The 17190-nt window shown below is 40.0% G+C and carries 18 protein-coding genes; 10 read left to right on the top strand and 8 right to left on the bottom strand.

Features of this window, described 5'->3' with window-relative positions:
* The first annotated feature begins 67 nt into the window (after positions 1-67).
* Together AC1M9K_RS04510 and AC1M9K_RS04505 are read left to right on the top strand one after the other, a co-directional pair.
* Positions 68-2086, top strand: a complete 2019-nt coding sequence (locus tag AC1M9K_RS04510; RefSeq protein WP_180028626.1) for a CocE/NonD family hydrolase — start codon at positions 68-70, stop codon at positions 2084-2086.
* Positions 2087-2460: 374 nt separating this feature from the next.
* Entirely contained in the window at positions 2461-3093 is a 633-nt protein-coding gene (locus AC1M9K_RS04505; RefSeq protein ID WP_481588628.1) for a hypothetical protein, read from the top strand.
* Positions 3094-3203: 110 nt separating this feature from the next.
* Here the strand turns inward: AC1M9K_RS04505 and AC1M9K_RS04500 are convergent, their stop codons facing one another.
* From AC1M9K_RS04500 to AC1M9K_RS04490, 3 genes are all read right to left on the bottom strand, one after another.
* Positions 3204-4157, bottom strand: a complete 954-nt coding sequence (locus tag AC1M9K_RS04500) for a 2-hydroxyacid dehydrogenase (protein WP_481588627.1) — start codon at positions 4155-4157, stop codon at positions 3204-3206.
* A 70-nt stretch (positions 4158-4227) separates the two neighbouring features.
* Positions 4228-4968, bottom strand: coding sequence for a TetR/AcrR family transcriptional regulator (locus AC1M9K_RS04495; RefSeq protein WP_092766779.1), 741 nt, complete (start codon positions 4966-4968; stop codon positions 4228-4230).
* 305 nt (positions 4969-5273) lie between these two features.
* On the bottom strand, positions 5274-6536 hold the full coding sequence (locus AC1M9K_RS04490; RefSeq protein WP_092766691.1) for a hypothetical protein: 1263 nt from the start codon (positions 6534-6536) through the stop codon (positions 5274-5276).
* 121 nt (positions 6537-6657) lie between these two features.
* Between AC1M9K_RS04490 and AC1M9K_RS04485 the strand changes: the two genes are divergently transcribed.
* Together AC1M9K_RS04485 and AC1M9K_RS04480 are read left to right on the top strand one after the other, a co-directional pair.
* Positions 6658-7431, top strand: coding sequence for a class I SAM-dependent methyltransferase (locus AC1M9K_RS04485; protein WP_481588626.1), 774 nt, complete (start codon positions 6658-6660; stop codon positions 7429-7431).
* A gap of 52 nt (positions 7432-7483) precedes the next feature.
* Positions 7484-8059 carry a hypothetical protein gene (locus tag AC1M9K_RS04480; protein WP_481588625.1) on the top strand — a complete coding sequence of 192 codons (576 nt, stop codon included), beginning with the start codon at positions 7484-7486 and terminating at the stop codon, positions 8057-8059.
* 49 nt (positions 8060-8108) lie between these two features.
* On the opposite strand, the gene AC1M9K_RS04475 is transcribed toward AC1M9K_RS04480, so the two are convergent.
* Both AC1M9K_RS04475 and AC1M9K_RS04470 read right to left on the bottom strand, forming a co-directional pair.
* Positions 8109-8546 carry a protease inhibitor I42 family protein gene (locus AC1M9K_RS04475; protein ID WP_180028899.1) on the bottom strand — a complete coding sequence of 146 codons (438 nt, stop codon included), beginning with the start codon at positions 8544-8546 and terminating at the stop codon, positions 8109-8111.
* Positions 8547-8624: 78 nt separating this feature from the next.
* On the bottom strand, positions 8625-9194 hold the full coding sequence (locus AC1M9K_RS04470; RefSeq protein ID WP_481588735.1) for a hypothetical protein: 570 nt from the start codon (positions 9192-9194) through the stop codon (positions 8625-8627).
* Between the two features lie 241 nt (positions 9195-9435).
* On the opposite strand from AC1M9K_RS04470, the gene AC1M9K_RS04465 reads away from it, so the two are divergent.
* On the top strand, positions 9436-10068 hold the full coding sequence (locus AC1M9K_RS04465; protein ID WP_035264378.1) for a class I SAM-dependent methyltransferase: 633 nt from the start codon (positions 9436-9438) through the stop codon (positions 10066-10068).
* A 30-nt stretch (positions 10069-10098) separates the two neighbouring features.
* On the opposite strand, the gene AC1M9K_RS04460 is transcribed toward AC1M9K_RS04465, so the two are convergent.
* The gene (locus tag AC1M9K_RS04460; protein WP_035264256.1) at positions 10099-10566 is read right to left on the bottom strand and encodes a Holliday junction resolvase-like protein; all 468 of its coding nucleotides are present in this window, start codon (positions 10564-10566) and stop codon (positions 10099-10101) included.
* Positions 10567-10698: 132 nt separating this feature from the next.
* Here AC1M9K_RS04460 and AC1M9K_RS04455 point away from each other — a divergent pair, with 132 nt between their 5' ends.
* From AC1M9K_RS04455 to AC1M9K_RS04440, 4 genes are all read left to right on the top strand, one after another.
* The gene (locus tag AC1M9K_RS04455; protein ID WP_092766778.1) at positions 10699-11343 is read left to right on the top strand and encodes a ParA family protein; all 645 of its coding nucleotides are present in this window, start codon (positions 10699-10701) and stop codon (positions 11341-11343) included.
* Positions 11344-11470: 127 nt separating this feature from the next.
* On the top strand, positions 11471-12580 hold the full coding sequence (locus AC1M9K_RS04450) for an AI-2E family transporter (RefSeq protein ID WP_481588624.1): 1110 nt from the start codon (positions 11471-11473) through the stop codon (positions 12578-12580).
* A gap of 120 nt (positions 12581-12700) precedes the next feature.
* A complete protein-coding gene (gene sodC, locus AC1M9K_RS04445; RefSeq protein ID WP_373687194.1) occupies positions 12701-13279 on the top strand; it encodes a superoxide dismutase [Cu-Zn] SodC in 579 nt (192 codons plus the stop codon).
* A 268-nt stretch (positions 13280-13547) separates the two neighbouring features.
* A complete protein-coding gene (locus AC1M9K_RS04440; RefSeq protein WP_481588623.1) occupies positions 13548-13838 on the top strand; it encodes a DUF3817 domain-containing protein in 291 nt (96 codons plus the stop codon).
* A gap of 29 nt (positions 13839-13867) precedes the next feature.
* On the opposite strand, the gene craA is transcribed toward AC1M9K_RS04440, so the two are convergent.
* Positions 13868-15091 (bottom strand): chloramphenicol efflux MFS transporter CraA, encoded by a 1224-nt coding sequence (gene craA, locus AC1M9K_RS04435; RefSeq protein ID WP_481588622.1) that lies wholly within the window; start codon positions 15089-15091, stop codon positions 13868-13870.
* A gap of 171 nt (positions 15092-15262) precedes the next feature.
* The gene (locus AC1M9K_RS04430) at positions 15263-16144 is read right to left on the bottom strand and encodes a pirin family protein (RefSeq protein ID WP_481588621.1); all 882 of its coding nucleotides are present in this window, start codon (positions 16142-16144) and stop codon (positions 15263-15265) included.
* Between the two features lie 305 nt (positions 16145-16449).
* On the opposite strand from AC1M9K_RS04430, the gene AC1M9K_RS04425 reads away from it, so the two are divergent.
* Positions 16450-17178: a YoaK family protein gene (locus AC1M9K_RS04425; protein ID WP_481588620.1), complete on the top strand. Its 729-nt coding sequence runs from the start codon at positions 16450-16452 to the stop codon at positions 17176-17178.
* The last annotated feature ends 12 nt before the right edge of the window (positions 17179-17190 follow it).

The raw sequence follows: 17190 nt of genomic DNA, 5'->3' as shown, positions 1-17190 counted from the left end.
CTTTATGCATATTTCATTCTTCACTCAAGCACGACTACAAAAATGAAAAACAAAAAGGAATTATGTAATGAAATTGCTAAATTCTTTCTATGCTGCTGTTGGCATCGGTGTCACGATACTTGCGACTACCATTGGCATAGCAAATAAAACAATTAATCCAACACCCAATGTGACACCAGACTTAAGCTATTTAAGTCCTCAACCCGACCCAGTGACCTCCCCAGATGTCACGCTCCCAGGTACTCCCGTTGCATTAAAAAACACCCGACTCGGAACTAGACAATCTCCGAGTCAACCTCAAGTCCCATTACTTTCCAATGCCAATGCTCAATGGCAATTGTATGATCGACCTGCTGAATATCCCAAGTCGGTGACCTTGCCAGCACAGTGGATTACCATGCGTGATGGAACGCGAATCGCCACTTATGTCACGCTCCCTGCGGATGAGTCAGGTCGTCCTATCAATGCAAAATTCCCTGTGATTGTTATTCAAACGGCCTATAGCGCAGGGGTTGCAGGTAAGGTTTCAGCAATAGCAGGTGGCGCAGACCCTGAAATGGTGAAACGTGGCTATGCAACAGTCGTTGCAGATGTTCGTGGAACAGGCAACTCTACAGGTAAGTGGGAAGCTTTCGGTAAAGTCGAACAACAAGATGCTTATGAAATTATTGACTGGTCAAGTAAACAAAGCTTCTCTGATGGAAATGTCGGCTTATATGGCGTTTCTTATCTAGGAATCACGGCGATGCTGGGTGCAGCGACACAACATCCAGCGATCAAGGCAGCGTTCCCAATCGTACCTATGGGTGATGCGTACCGCGATATTCTTTTCAATGGCGGGCAGCTAAACACTAACTTCATTCCACTTTGGATGAGTTTAATTACACTGTTGGGTACTTTACCGATTGATACCTTGGTGCAAGACCCGATTACTGGAAAACTGACCGCACTCGATAAAATTATTAACAGTACAGAATTCCAAATACCGCTTTTTGCCAATGCTCTAAAAGGCAAAGCTGATGCATTTGATAATGACTTTTGGCAAGAAAGATCGCTGTTAGAACAAGCCAATAATATTAAAGTTCCGACTTTTATTGTCGGGGGAACACGTGATTTGTTCCAACGCAGTGAACCGCTTTGGCATGAAGCATTAAAAGGTCATACCACAGTAAAAACCTTTATTGGACCTTGGGCACACATTCAAGCCGCACAACTTTTCCCAAGTTTGCCTAAAGGTAATGTACCGCGTTTAGACAAAATGCAACTTCAATGGTTTGATCAATATTTAAAAGGTATCAACACTGGCGCTGAAACTCTACCTAACGTCACACAATGGGTACATGGTTATGAAGATTATGTCGTCAGTACGGATTGGCCGCATGTAGCATTAGAACCAGATCGTTTATTCTTAAATACACGTGGAAATCTTGCAAAAGATCGACCAACGTCAAGCTCTGGTGAAAACTACTTATTACAAGCCCCAACTTTCGGTTTATGCTCAAGTACTGTTGAACAAGTTCTCATTGGTGCAACGTCTATCCTACCTTTCCCATGTCTGGAAAATAGCAACTTAGCGAATATTCCTGCTTCGGTCTTTAACTCAGTACCTTTAACTGAAGACTATTATTTAAATGGGCCGATGCAAGCTGACTTGTGGATTTCATCCAGCTCTAAAGACAGTGGTTTAGTCGTACGTGTATCCGATGTGGACCCAAGAACGGGCAATGCTAAAACATTAAGCACGGGTATTATCACAGCATCCATGCGTAAAGTTGACGAATCACGTTCTCGTTATATCAAAGGACAAATGATTCAACCTTGGCATACATTTAAAGCATCGGATATTCAACCTTTAGACAAAAACAAGCCAGTCTTGGTCAATGTTGAGATTCCAGCAACTGCTGCGCTTATTCCTAAAGGACATCGTATTCAAATTTCGGTGGTTTCCAGTGATGTATGGAAAGGCGTTGCCCCACTACCAAGTTTAACTTCATCGCTTTTGGGATCGATTTCGATCTATTCGAATTCACAATACCCATCAAGCGTGGTTTTACCAAAAGTCCCGACTCAATATCTGAAGCATTGATTTTTAGATTTCTTATAGACAGCGTCTGAGCATGAATCCATGCTCAGACTTTTTTTATGTTGAATATATTGGTTTGATCAACACCTGTCTTAAAATCGGAGGATAAACTTTACTTTTAATTTTATTGTCCACGATCCAATGCACACAATGTAGTGTTGTATCCTAAAAGCCTTTAAGCGATGCAAGATGAATAAAAATTGTAGCTTTAATCATTAAAACTGCCGAAGCACAACGTTACAGATACATTTCAACATTGAAACAGCCCCATCGCTCATGTAGTTTGCTTGGAAACTGATAAAAAATTCAAACGTTTTGTACAGATGAGGCGATTGAGTCACAGCGCCACCCATACAGAACTGAGAAGAGGATCCTTCATGAACATAATGAAAACGATGCTGGTAAGTTGCATTACGCTATGCTCAGCAACTACATTTGCTCAAGACTCTACTTTAACAGGCAACAATCCTGCTTACGGTGACAATCCAAATTTAGCCAAAGTACTTGCAGTCAAAGCACAAGAGACTTTGCAAAATACAGCCAACACCGTTGATGATGCGACCAAGCGTGGTATTGCTAAAATCAAACCATCCGTCGATTCAGCTTGGCAAAACACCAAAGAATTCACCAATGAAAAAGCGGTTGCATTACGTGACGGTGCTCGTCAAGGCGTAGATACAACTGTCAAATCTGTGCAGCATGCTAAACAGAACCTCGTCGGTGCAGGTGGTGTTCCCATCGAAAGAGGCAGTTTGAGTCAACCCAACCCAACGACAGCACCTGCTGTCACAGCCTCCCCTGCTCCAACTACTGCATCGGTCGCTTTACCCGTTCAAGAAAATTCAGTCAACCTTGAAACTGCGCAATCAGCCAACACCACGCTAGCAAGTCTAAATCAAGCACCTGAAGCAGAACCGACCATTCAGCGTCAAAGTGTTGCTTTACCTAATAGTGGAGCTACCACCTCTAGTCCAGCTGTAGATGACAGTGATGCAGGTGTCCCACGTTAAACCCTGTCGTTTTATTCAAACCTAAGTGGAGTTTATTTATTAGGTTGAGTTTATTTATATCTCTTCAAGAAAAAAGGTGCTTCTCACAGCACCTTTTTTATTACTTAACTTCAGTTAACTTGACGGATCGGTTGACCCGCTTTAAATGCAGCTGCGTTTTCCTGTACTTGTTGCACAATGCGTTGACGTGCTTCAACGCTTCCCCATGCGCTGTGTGGTGTAATAATGAGATTAGGGATATCCGAATTCAATAACACATTGCCTTGCTGAGGCGGTTCTATACTCAATACATCAGTCGCTGCCCCTGCGATTCTCCGATTTATTAGTGCTTCCGCCAATGCTTGTTCATTCACAATGCCACCACGGGCACAATTAATTAAATATGCACTTTCTTTCATTAGACTGAATGCTTCTGCATCAATTAAGTCGCGTGTTGTTTCAGTTAATGGACAATGTAAGCTAATAAAGTCTGATTGACGCAGCAAGCTTTCTAAACTGACACGATCAGCGGCTGCAGGTCGTCCTGGTAAATGAGCCACAATCACCTTCATACCAAAGGCTTCAGCCAACTTCGCTACGGCTTGACCAAGTTCACCATAGCCCAAAATCCCCAAGGTCTTACCATTCAATTCGGCAATGGGGAAATCTAATAAACAGAATTGTGACGCTTTATTCCATTCACCCGCACGAACTGCACGATCATATTGAATAAAAGACGTTGCCAAGTTGAGCATCAACATCATGGTATGTTGAGCTACAGCGGCAGTACCATATGCCTGACAGTTACATACCACAATGTTTTGAGCTTTTGCTTGGATTAAATCGACATTATTGGTGCCTGTGGCTGAAATTATAATTAATTTAAGCTGCGGTCGTTGTTGCATCATGTCTGCCGTAATCACCACTTTATTGGTCACCACCACATCTACATCCGCAATGCGTTCAAGCACTTGATCTGGATCAGTGCGCTCAAAGAATGTTACCTCATCAAAGACTTGATACCACCCCGAAAAATCTAAATCATTCTGATCGAGAGAGAATTGATCCAAAAAAACAGCTTTCACGTTGAACCTCAGCAATATTGATCTGCATTTCGACTGCAAGATTTTCATGATAATTCAACTGATTGTAAGCTTAATTGTAAGTCAACAATAGTTGATTTGACTGGTTTTTTGTCTCAGATTGCGTCGTTGCTGCACGCTGTGCTTTTAGGGAAAATTGATCTTCTTTTAGTGCATTTAAATATGCAGTCGCCAAACGATACGCCTCTTCACAGATACGTTCAGAAATCCGATCTTCTGTGTAATAACCATGTTTCATACAAGTAAAGATCATTTCAATAATGATCAACATACTGTCAGGTTGTTGCGGTAAATAATCATCTACCCGAATTGCTTTAAGTGCATCTCTTAAATCTTGACTGAACTGTTTGAGTTCCATTTGATGACGTAAATACACTTGTCGGTTCAGTGGACCTGACAATATTAATAATCGGGCCACAGCAGATTCATTATAAAACTTGGCAGTGGTTTCAATCACAGCTGCAGCCACCATTCGACCATAAGCCGCCATACTTTCGTGCGGATGTTCGCGTATGACGTTTAAACCAGCTTCCTTGAGCAAGCTTACTAGTTTCTGCAAATGCAACTGTGCCATATGATGCAACAGATCATATTTTGTCGGAAAGAACTGATAAATACTCGCTCTTGGAATGTTTGAAGCATTGGCAATTTCAGGAATTGAAATTGACTCTAAGCCCATTTTAACTAAAAGTTTTTCAGCGGTTTGAATCACCTGCATAACACGACGATGTGTACGCGATTGTTTTGGAGGATTCATTCCTGTTTCAGTTTTTGCAATTTTCTTTTTATTCATTTGTCCCACCTAAATTCCATTTATATGGGTTTTTTTGTGCTCAAGTAGACACGTGAAAGATGCATGAATATTCCGATATTCATGAATACATCATCATTTGAATCATTCAAATTCGTTATATATTGCCTGATCTTAGCAACGAAACAGAGTCATTCCGTCGCTTTCGTTACAAAATAAACACGGGTAAATTTTAAACAATATCACTTTTTATGACAGATTGAGACCTATCACACACTCTATCTTTTTTACTTAAAGATAAAAAAAGCGCCGAAGCGCTTTGATCAATAACTATGAAAAATTCAGCCTTACTCCACTGAAAATTTTTCTGCTTCACCAACAGTATCTGATTCAAAAATACAGTTTCCTAACTCATCGCAGTGCATATAGAGATGCTTATAACTGATGCTAAAGAAACCTTCGCCCTTTTTCACAATCAAAGGGCTCATATCCGCACTGAGCGCATCATCCATTTTGATCAATTTGGTGACACGGCGATCATTCATACAAATGAGATAGTGCTGTTTTTTAATTTCAATCTGGGCCAATCCAGTACTTTCCACATGTAATGGAATAATATATTTACCATTAATATCAATCACATGTTGTTCATAGCTTTCTAGTTTTTGGGTGATCACGTTAAAGACCAACACTTTGCCAAAGCTGTCATGAAGTTGTGTTTTATTTTCAAACGGCAAATGAATCGAAATACCGAGCTTTTGTAGATCTTGCTCATCAACTCGTTTATTGGTCAGCAAAATACGGGTAATCGTCTGTTTAAGACTGGCATCAAAAAAGCTACTGTCTAGTTGTAGATCGATGGTTTTTAAAATATTACCTAATGCTTCATTGTGGGTGCCAAGCAGATGTGCGATCACGCTTCGATAGTAAAATTTACTGTTCTTTTTAACTGCTCGAATCTGGCGATAAAAGTAGGTTGCATCAAATTCATGTTCAATAAAATCATGCAATAACGCAGAATTTGCTAATACAGCAACCGCATCATGGCCTGTATAAGGTAAATGTAGTGTATTGAGTTGAGGAATAAGTGGCTTAATCTTTTCATAGTGCTCGCGATCCAGATCAAAGTAAGGATCATAAACCACGATATATTCTGCATCGGACGCAATATCTGTCGCGTCAATTTGCATGTCAGCATTGACGTTAGGATCGTAAAAATCAGTATAACGGCGGTCTTCGATTTCAGCAGGATTAATTGAATATTGTGGCACCATAGAGACCACACGTGCTGCGCCTAATCGCTTACTGTACTTAATCGCTGCGTAGCCGCCCATAGAACCACCATAAGCCACGACACGCTGAAATTGATTCAACAAAGGTGATATTTGCTCGATTAAAGCGTGCATGCTCTGTGATGGGAACCATGACTTTTGTTTTGGCATGATACCTATGACATTGTAGTCATATTTGGCTAAGGATTTTTCAGCATTAATGGCATTGCCTTTGGCACGACTGATCAAGTCACCAAAAGAGAGAACCAATGTTTCTGTTGTTCCTTTTAAATAAATTGCTCTGATGTGTTCGTCTTCAAATACTATTTGCTTATCCATTGCAATTCCGAAAAAGGGTTCTCATCATTTGGTTTGCAAAATGAATCAATCGTTCACTTGCTTACATCACATTGTCGGTGTCATATTTTATAGATACTGTTCAGATTAAAAAGCGCAAAATATGACACATTCACTTCATCCTGCTGCTGAAAATGGGTTTAGTTCTGCGGCTGAACTTTATCAACAAGTCCGACCAAATTATCCACAGGCTATCGTCACGTGGTTGAAAGATGAGTTGAATATTCATCCTGATGCAGTTGCGATTGACTTAGGTTCAGGGACAGGAAAATTCCTGCACTATCTAAAACAAGTCACCTCGAACATAATCGCCGTTGAACCGATTCCAGCAATGCTCGAACAATTGAAAATAGTACATCCTGAGGTGAAGACACTACAAGCATCAAGCCATCAAATTGCGCAATCAACGCATAGTGTTGATGCTATTTTATGCGCACAGTCATTTCATTGGTTTGCTGGACGCCAAACATTGCAAGAAATGCATCGCCTTCTTAAACCTCAAGGACATTTAGGTCTAGTCTGGAACCAACGAGATATCTCAGTGGATTGGGTCAAAGCATTGGCGGATTACATCGAACCTTTTGAGTCCGATACGCCACGCTTTCACAGTGACCAATGGCAAAATGTATTTCAGCAGCAAGAATTATTTGAATTCCAAAGTTTAAGCACCTTCACTCAGCATCAAGTCGGCAGTGTTGAACAGGTCGTCAGCAAACGACTCTTATCTACCAGTTTTATTGCGGCAATGTCAGCAGCAGACCAAGCAAAAATGAAAACAGTATTTGAATCGATCGTATTTGAACATACGGGACTCATGCCCCATGATGAGGTTTCCTTTCCTTATATCACTTATGCCTATCACTATCGTGCGCGATAAACTAAACTTAATCTCGATCATTCATTAAAAAACCAACAGAGGTTTGACTCTCATGACGGCAAATCTTCACCCTATTCGACTTTCGATATTTGCACTCTGCTTGATTATGCCTTTCATGCTCATTGGATGCCAAAAAACAGAACAAAACCCTCCGACCGAACAAAAAGAATCCGTTGATCCATCCGTTGAATTGAAAACACAGATCGAAGCTCAGCCGATCAAATCGTTTGAACCTACTCCAAATGACGCACATGACGTTGCTTTGCTGAATCAATATGATCAGAGTTTTGAGCAATTAAGTGATGAGCTAGACGCAGAACTTCAGCAATTAAAAGCAGATGGCAATTTAAATGCGGATATGGAGTTCCAACGTAAACGAGATCTCATTCAGTCTTCCCTCAATATGTTGAAAGACTTAGATCTTAAGACTGAACAAGGTAGATATATTCAAGGCTTATTTTATCAATACTGGGAAAATCAGATTAAGGTCTATCAAGAGCTCGAACAGTCTCCCGAAGATGAGCTTCGAAATCCTAAAGATGCAATTCGAAATATGAGTGATTATTATACTGCGAAAGCCCAACTCCAACATTGGAGTCAAAATACTAGTGTCACGAAAGAACAATAGCGTACATAGTAAAAGTACAGCACAATTTTAGAAACGGTGTTCTGCCTGCTTAAGAAATACGTACTCGACATTGCCACGATGTTGGGGCATCTGTTTGAGTACGGTCTTGAGCAACTTCCCAAGGTCGCACATATGCCAATTCAATGAGTTCCTGACCAGGCTTTAGCGCAGTCAGCTTCACTGTCTTTTCACCTCCAACGCCTACCATCGCTTTTGATTTTTCAGTCGCCAAATATTGTTCTTCAACTTTAAAGAGATGAAGCGGTTGCATAATTTGCCATTGATAACCCGTACTTGGATTTTCTGCTGCATTAAATTCTAAGGTTTCACCCACTTTCATCACCAATAGTGCAGGACAATTTTGCTGATCAGTATAGTGATGGGACTCCGCTTGCACTTCAGAGACTGGATTTTGACATGCGGCAAGACTACTCCCGAGTACGCCAATACATAAACTTATCCATAAGGATGTCTTGCCAACGCTCATGATCCCACACTCTCATTTATCTAATGATCAAAACTTTGAGCTGAAAATCATTTCAAACTCATCAATCTCAAATCATATTTAAATATTTCGCTTTTCTAACCATTCAATTGATTCGACGCGAATTAATTTGCATGCACCATCACCGATACCATTCCAATCCAAAGCTGACTTCCACACCAAATCTTTGGCATTGATTTGCACCAATTCCCCTTCTAAGCGCACCAGATCACCACGTTGAACTTTCTTAATCTCTTTCGCAATTTCTGGATTAGCCGGGATAATGTGCATGTTACTCACCAACTGTGTTGCTAAGCGTGGGTGAATCGGTGGTTTTGCCATTTTCCAATTTAAATAGCGGTCATACTGATTAATCGAAATTTGTCGTGCAATTTCAGGTTCTGTGAAAATACCGCGGGTCACTGCATAGTCGATGGGTGAAAATTGGGCTTGCGGATCATCGGTATATTCTTTTGAACCAAGAATACGAAATTCCCCTTCAAAGGGTTCCAATACTGAAATCTTTTGATCTGACGAAGCTGGCGGCAAACCATTGGCAATATTAAAGTCGCTCGACTTCACACTGGCAGAGCTATAAGCCGAAACACCACCAAGGGTGATACATAATGCGAGAACTAACTTTTTCAACAGACATCCATCCTTCTTGCTAAGTATCAAAAACAACTCAACCGCAGCACATACATCTACTATGGACAACATCCGACTGAATTGTATTTAACCTAAATCTATATGATCTATCTTAGAACTTCATTCTGAAAAGGAAATTGATGAACAGTAACAATCTATCGTGATTTAGTCACAATTTTGTCTACTGTTAAAAGTGTAATCAACGTGTAAAATAATCGAATAATGGAAGATGTTAAGAACAAAAATGATCTATAAATTTTATCAGCAACGAGTATTCCCTCATATTCTGAATCAAGTCATGCAGTTACCAAGTATGATGGACAGCAGACGCCGTCTTCTGCTTCCGATTCAAGGTGAGGTATTAGAAATTGGTTTTGGTACAGGAATTAACCTGCCATTTTATCAAGCTGTGGACAGTCTCTATGCGCTTGAACCGAGTCTAGATGTATACAAATTAGCTGAACAACGTATTCAAGATGCACCGTTCCATGTGGAACATGTTCATGCTAAAGCGGAAAATTTACCTTTTGAAGATCAATCTATTCAACATGTCGTCAGCACATGGACATTGTGTAGTGTGAGTCATGTTCAACAAGTTCTACATGAAATTAAACGTGTATTACGCATCGGTGGCACTTTGCATTTGGTTGAACATGTCGCTTACGATGCACAACAGCAAAAGAGTTTAAAGCGTCTTCAAGATCTTTTAACGCCAGTACAGAAAGTGATTGCTGATGGTTGTCATTTGAACAGAAATATCGAGCAAGCACTGCTTGATGCTGGCTTTGAGATTTCTGAACTCGATTATTTCGAAGCAGAAGAAGTGCCCAAAGTAGGTCGTCGCATGATGCTTGCTCGCGCGACTAAAACCAACTGACCACTTCACATAGTGGATTATTGATCCAAGCTAGTCTTGAAAGTCGATACGTATCGTCTCAAAACGCACACGCCCTTCGGCAATTGCATTCGCAATTGCCGTCTGACCTTTGGTGAGCCGTGCTCCACCACTTTTAATATCAATCAATACAACTTCAATATCTTCTGCCGCGCCATCACCATCACGGAAATCTGTATATCCATCAAATACCACATAGTCGACAGGATCACCTAAGAATTTAGCATCACTGGGTAAATATTGAAATTCTGGCATAATCGGTGCTAATTGTTCAGCCATTTTACCTTTCAGTACCGCACGACTGGTATTTACACTGCGTTTTTGAGCAGCAGCTAATGCGTGTTGATGCTCAAGTTCAAGCTCTGCAATATATTGTTCATATTCTGCTTTGATACGGCCATTGCGGGTTGAGCTCAACATCATTGTGGTGATTACCACGCCAATACAGGCGCCTATTAACATTGCCATCCAAATGGACATTGACGTTCTCTATGACTTGTTATGCGGACAATTTAAACAAGAACTAAACTTTTGTCATGTATGCGCGTTTTGGCTGATTTTAATGCTAAGCTAAGATTAGACCTTATTTGAAGCATGTATAATTTTAAACTCATGAAAACGATACTGATTGCCAACCAAAAAGGTGGCTGTGGAAAAACAATTTCTGCGATTACGCTGGCGACAGCACTCGCACAGAAAGGTTATAAAGTCGCATTGGCGGATGCGGACAATCAAAAATCTGCATTGCAATGGTTAAAACAGCGCCCAGAATCAGCAACACACATTCAAAGTTTAGATTGGCGCCATGAAAAATCGATTGGTGATGCACCGAAGAATCTTGATTATCTGATTATTGATGCTCCAGGCGCATTAACAGGTGAACACGCTGAACAATTAATTGCAGAATGTCATGCAGTGGTCACACCTCTGCAACCTTCTTTTTTTGATATCGACAGCACGCGTCGCTTCTTAAAACACATCCATGACATTAAACGTATTCGGAAAGGTAAAGTTCAAGTTCATTTGGTGGCAAATCGTGTCAAACCAAATAGTCAGAGTGCTAAAGAGATTCAACAGTTCTTTGCCAAGATTGATCAACAACCTGTTGCTTGGATTTCTGAACGAACAGCTTATGGTCAATTGGCGATGCAGGGTCTCAACATTTTTGATAAAAATCAAAAAACTTATTTATCAATACAACAACAATGGCAACCCTTGTTAGATGTTTTAATTGATGATCCAAGTGATTGGTTCTAAATAAAGAATACAGATTGTCATCGCACTTTTTTTTTCATTTTCATATATGATGTTAAATGCATACTCGAAATGAATCAGATGTGCGGCAGATAAGTTTGAAAATCAAGAATATAGATCAGAGACTTTAGTGCAAGATTTTAATCCAACTTTACAGCGTGTACTTTTATTTGGCTTGTTTTTTATTCTGCTTTATTTGGGATATGACATTGTCAAATACTTTATCGTACCTGTGTTATGGGCTTGTATTATCGCCTATATGACTTGGCCTTTATACAAACGTATTCTCGCTTGGTGTGGTAATCGACCTACATTGGGTGCGTCTGTTATGACGTTCTTATTGGCACTCGTTGTCGGTTTACCGTTCACCTTTGCTATCTTCTTACTTCAACATGAAGGCCGAAACTTATTCTTTGATTTACAGCGCCAACTGGCTTCTGGTCATATCACCGTTCCTGACGTGATACGTGAGTTACCCATTGTAGGTAAAGAAGTTTCTCGAATTGTACGTGACATCAATGCCGACCCAAATGCACTTTTCAGTAATATTAGTGTATGGATTCAAGGACATCTAAATTACGGTAAATTCGTGATTAGCGAAATTACCAAGAATTTAGTCAAACTTGGTTTTGCCATGCTCTCTCTATTTTTCTTTTACCGTGATGGACAAACGATTGTTCAACAGGTCAGTAAAGCGATGGAGAAAGTCATTGGTCCACGTATCCAACATTATATCGACACGATCTCTGAAACAACGCGTGCAGTAGTATATGGTGTTGGTTTGACTGCCGTTGCACAGTCGATATTGGCAGGAATCAGTTATTACGTTGCTGGTGTTCCAAATCCAATGCTTTTAACCATTATGACCTTTATCATGGCGCTGATTCCTTTTGGCCCTCCAGTGGCATATGGTGCTGTTTCACTGTGGTTATTTTCACAAGGTCAGACCGTTGAGGCAATTGGTGTAATGGCTTGGGGCGTTTGTGTGGTGAGTACAGCCGACAATATCATTCGTCCTTTGGTCATTTCAGGTGCTACTCAAATTCCGTTCTTATTGATCATGTTTGGTGTATTGGGTGGTTTAGCGAGCTTTGGTTTAGTTGGACTCTTTATTGGTCCTGTAATTCTCGCCATTCTTTTAGCCATTTGGCGTGAATGGTTACATGAAACACTGGAACCAGAACCCGTGCCTAAAGCCACGATGGCCTACGATCAAGACAATGAAACACCACTCTCATAAGTGGTGTTTTATTTTTACTGATAAGAAATCTATACAATCAAATACTTAAATCGTTCTTGTTGCTAAATGCCAAATTTGTTTCAATGCGTTATCACTTACATGGAACAAGGATAGAACAGCATGCAAATGCAATCGAAAGTTTCAGCATTCAAAATTTCTATGCTCAGTGCATTGCTGAGTTTAGGCTTTGTGGGATGTGCAGCAACGCAAAATACATCTGCATCCAAAGAATCCAACACTAAAATCCAAACCATTCCTGTAAATGCGGTGAGTGCTCAAGGAGTTCATGATCAAATTGGAACGATTAGCTTCCAAGATAGTGACAAAGGTCTTGTGATCACAACGGACTTAACTAAATTATCACCTGGATATCACGGGTTCCATATCCATGAAAAAGGCTCATGTGAACCTGCTGAAAAAGATGGCAAAATGGGTGCTGCGCTTGCCGCTGGTGGACATTACAATCCAAATCAAGCGCCTGGGCATGGTACGCCAAACGATGGTCATCTAGGTGACTTACCAGTGTTAAATGTTGACGCGTCAGGTAATGCAAAAACACAAGTGATTGCACCACGTCTCACACTTGCAGACATTCAAGGTCTATCCATCATGGTACATGCAGGTGGTGACAATTATTCAGACCAACCTAAACCACTAGGTGGTGGGGGTGATCGTGTAGCATGTGGTGTTATACGCTAAGCTACACCCAAGACTCATCAAAGGATTAAGCTCTAGCTTAGTCCTTTTTTTATTTCGCTGATGATCTATAAAATGTTGTGAGTATCACTTCATATTCATCTTTATAGACATGATTGACATATTAGCTTATTTTTAAATCTACTATCATAAAAAACGATTATTATAAATTATATTTCCCTTAAACAATGCGATCTAGTCCACATAGATTCTAACTTTGCTACAACAACGATTAGGTAAAATAGGATGTCTTCTTTTGTGGGGTTTGAGAATGAATATTAAGTCCTTACGTATTATTGGTTTACTTGAAGGGATTACATTCCTACTACTGCTTTTTTTTGCCATGCCAATGAAATATATGTTAGATCAGCCTATTTATGTGAAATATATTGGCATGGGACATGGCGTTCTATTTGTGTTGTTTTTAGTCGTATTATTTGTGGTATGCGAGAAGCAAAAGTGGTCTATCAATGTATTTATTCTTGGGCTGATAGCTTCCGTTCTACCCTTTGCCCCTTTTATTTTTGATCGTAAACTCAAACATCTCGAACAAATACAATGATTAAAAAATCCTCCACAAGGAGGATTTTTTTATGCTGAAGTGGCTCTTTCTTGCATGATCTGATGAACAATTTTTCTTGGAGCACTAAACCACAGTGCAATAAGGATAAAACAAGCCAATGCATATGCCATCGTGCCGTAAGATTCATACATAATGCGTACAATTTCGATCACAACAAAGAATGCAATCATCATAATCATGCCTACTGCGGCAGCAACAGTTCCTTTAGATACCTCAGATGCATCTAAACTGAAACGATAAAGCACAGAAAAACTGCAGCCCTCACCAAAACTGATTAAGGTCATACCGATAATTAAGCACCATAACAAATAATCCTGCCAAATCGCACCTGCCAAAACAATAAGCGTTCCAACCAACATCAACGGCAATGCAACTAGCACGGTCTTTCCTACCGCATAGCGATCAATGACACGAATCAAGACTATATTTCCAATAATTAAACCACCCAATACAGGCACCTGTGCATAGCCATATTGCATATTGGTCAGACCGAGCTGTTCGACCAAAATTACAGGTGACATAGCGATCCACAAAATCAGTGGAATTGAGACCATGGGTACTGACAAAGCCAAGCCCATAAATTTTTTATTTTTAAAAATGGCTTTGAAGTCATCCCATACATAGCTTAATGGTTGCTTAGGAATACTCAAATGCTGCTCAGGCATTTTTGCTTTAAGACCAAACCAACTTAAGGCTGCTAAAAAGGCAATCCCAATGAAACCCCAATGCCAAGACACATGGTCTATCATAAATGCGCCTAGCACAGGACCAAGTAATGGTGCGATCAATGAAATATTCGCCATTAAAGCCATGACTTTAATCGCATCTCTTTCCTCAAAAATTTCTTGAATGGCAGCATAACCCACAGCTGAAATAATGGTCAGCCCAATCCCTTGTAAAAAACGAAATGCAAGAAATTGCTCTATAGACTGGGTGAATAAAATGAGCAAACAGCAGACCATAAAAAAGAAAACACCTCCAAGGAGTACTTTTTTACGACCTAAGCGATCTGATAACGGACCTAAAAACCACGCCAAACATGCTCCACCCAATAAAAAGAAAGACATGGATGATGGCGCCCACTCACTGCCTACACCAAACTCACGTGTAATCGTAAGCATCGCAGGTTGTACAAGATCATTACAGATATAGACTGAAAATTCGAAGAGCACCAATGCCAAAGGAAACATAATTGTTGCCCGACTTAAGGTTGCTTTACTCACCTTTTGCATGTTTTTTTTCACATGTTTGAATATTTTTTGGAAGCGTAGTTTACGTGAAATGCATCACAATGCCATGACAAAGTTTTGCGTTTTTGTAACCCCGAATTGAGAAAGAAAGTCTGAAAATTAAACGAAAATTTAGCCTTTATCTTAAATCAATTTCTCACCCAAACATTGACATCATTTGGCATCAATTGCATGGCTTTTCAAAAAAGTACCATGCTTCATTTCCTCAATCGCTTCAACAATCTCATCTTGCGTATTCATGACATAAAAACCACGCCCGACTAAAGGTTCATTTAGTGGCTGTCCCATGAGATATAAAATTTTGCTATCAGACAATGTGGTGAATTCAACGTTTTCACCATGACTTGAAAATACTGCCATTCCCTGATCAGTCAGTAATTCATCATCTGTACCAAATTCAACTTTACCACGGCGCATATACATCAGTGTGGTATCCAAATGTCCTGCTGGTAATATGAGTGTGTGACCTGCTTTTAAATCCAAATCCAAAACCAGCAAAGGACTATGAACTAATGCTGGTCCTTTCACTTGCATAAAGGCTCCAGCAATGACACGCACAGTACCCGCATCATGAGCTAACTCTACAACCGGGATATTAGATTTGAGTAAGCTTTGATAACGCGGATTCGATTTTTTTGCAGTTGCTGGCAAATTCACCCACAGCTGAATCATTTCAAATCGTCCACCTTCTCGGGAAAATGACTCACTAAATTTTTCTTTATGAATAATGCCTGATGCAGCAGTCATCCACTGTATATCACCTTTCTGAATAACACCTCCACCACCTTGCGAATCCCAATGCTCTAACTCACCTTCATACACGAACGTGACTGTCTCAAATCCACGATGTGGATGTTCTTCAACACCTTTACGCAGTTGAGAGGGTTTCAACGTACCGGGACCAATATGATCGAGAAGCAAAAATGGGGATACTGTATTTCCCAGTTCATAGTGTGAAAAAACAGACACAACCGGATTAAAGTCACCAACTGAAAAATGACTGTCGTTACGATGGATAAAAGCGAGTGTTTTCATTTTTTATCTTATTTATTGAATGACTTTAGTTTAATGTGGTTTTAGATTTCCCTCTACGTTAATTTTATGATGCTTTCAGTTGTGTTTTATCAATTGAAATATTTTTGTCATCAAAATTTGATGCAATTTGAAACATATAAAATGTTAGAAATCATCTAATCTGAACATTCACCAGTGATAAATATGAAACTTTTAATTACTTAATGTTCATGTGGACTAATTCCACAAAGCAAAGGATCTGCAGACTCAATAAAACACTTGTTTTGTCGATGTAATCTCTCAGTACACCTTGAGCTTTTAGAACTATGTCAAAATGCTACATACCAATTAAAAATCGCTGGCGACATCATCATGAAGCTTCGATTCTATCGCTCGTCGGTGGTTGGCTAAATACCGTTGGATTTATTTCATTATTTGGCATTTATACCAATCATGTTACTGGCTATATCGTGACTGCAGGCAAAGAAACGATCTTGGGAGGATTAGGACTGTGGGCTCTTTTTATTGGCATTTTCGTAGTTACGATTGGTATTACTGCGTGGTGTGAACAACGTTGGAAGGACAAATATCCGAACATCTTACTGGGGTTCTTTATTGCAGAGACAATACTGTTAACGCTCTTCATGCTGGCGGGACTTAATTTCAGTCCCTTTAATACTTTGGCTGAATTTGGCGCAATACTTACCGCAACATTGGGCATTGCTGCAATGGGAATTCGAAATGCCATTATCCGAACATTACTATCTACAATGGCTACCTCAACCTTAATGACGGGCAATCTTGCTCAACTGACCATTGATTGTACTATTGCTTATGGGGCGCCTCATGTATCAGAAGAACGCAAACAAGTTGCCAAACAAAATATTCTAAAAATCTTACCGACTATTTTATCCTTCAGTTCAGGTGCAATATTAGGTGCGATTACTTATATGTTGTTTGGCTTCTTATGTATGATTTTTCCCATTTTAGCGATGGGCTATATTTGCTATCGTGAGTGGCGCTTCTCGTCTACTCATCCTTATTCGACTCAATAATGCATGCAATAA

It is taken from the genome of Acinetobacter sp. 24-47-67, assembly GCF_056779735.1.
The sequence above is the reverse complement of the archived record's forward strand: the minus strand, read 5'-3'. Positions and strand labels throughout refer to the sequence as shown.